This is a genomic window from Psychrobacter sp. T6-1 (assembly GCF_052258445.1).
This window is the reverse complement of the sequence record NZ_JBQQFC010000604.1, coordinates 1-877: the sequence shown is the minus strand read 5'-3', so window position 1 is coordinate 877 and position 877 is coordinate 1. Positions and strand designations below refer to the sequence as shown.

Here is an 877-nt window from a genome sequence, read left to right as displayed (position 1 = left end):
GCAATAGCGATTAAAAGTGTGACGGATTCAATTTTAAAGAGTGACTTTGCGCTTTCAATCATCGCAGCAAATAGCAAAAGCCCATAGCTAAAATGTACCAGCCTGTCATACATATTTCGCTGCCAGCCAAACCACTCATTTAAGCCAATACCAAATAGCTGCTCTGTCCACTCATCGTAGGGCACATAAGAATACAGATAGCGCGCGCCTATAATATGAACGACTAAAAATATCATCGATTGCACGTAAGCATTTTTGCTGATTTGCCAATAACGATAAGCAATTATCATAACTGCTAAAAATAGTAGCGTGCCTAATTGATGAAGTAGGTAGCTTGACCAGTCGAGCGGCTCAATACTTGCCAGCACTATGACGATAACTACCGCCGTAGTACTGACAATAATAGAGTTAACATTGCGCTGCATATTTATACTTTTTAATCATCAGTAGCTAATGATTACAGCTTAGCGATCCACTCTTTAATCATGCGAGCTTGCTCCGCGGCATTACCCGTATAAGTGGCAGGCGTCAGCTCGCGCAGGCGCTGCTTGTCGCTATCTGAAACGTCACTAAGCTCATCACTTTCAACGAATGTGAGCATCGCTTCGCGAGTCATGGCATTGCCACGAGTGAGCGCTTTGAGTTTCTCATAGGGGTTCTCAACGCGGTAGCGGCGCATGACTGTCTGAATCGGCTCGGCTAAGACTTCTTGTGCTTGCTCCAAATCCTCATTTAGGCGCTGAGCATTCAGCTCTAATTTACCGACGCCCTTTAGACAAGCATCAAACGCAATCATGCTCTGGGCTAGTCCTACGCCAATATTACGCAGGACCGTTGAGTCTGATAAATCGCGCTGCATACGTGAAATTGGTAGCTT

General features: G+C 45.0%; 1 protein-coding gene and 1 pseudogene. Both read right to left on the bottom strand.

All coding sequences use genetic code 11. The features are described from left to right. Window positions 1–425 (bottom strand): DUF2238 domain-containing protein (locus tag ACTXGO_RS14885; RefSeq protein ID WP_443575067.1); only part of this gene is annotated, 425 nt, incomplete at its 3' end. A 32-nt stretch (window positions 426–457) separates the two neighbouring features. Then, window positions 458–877, bottom strand: a pseudogene (locus ACTXGO_RS14880) (adenylosuccinate lyase); the annotation flags it as partial.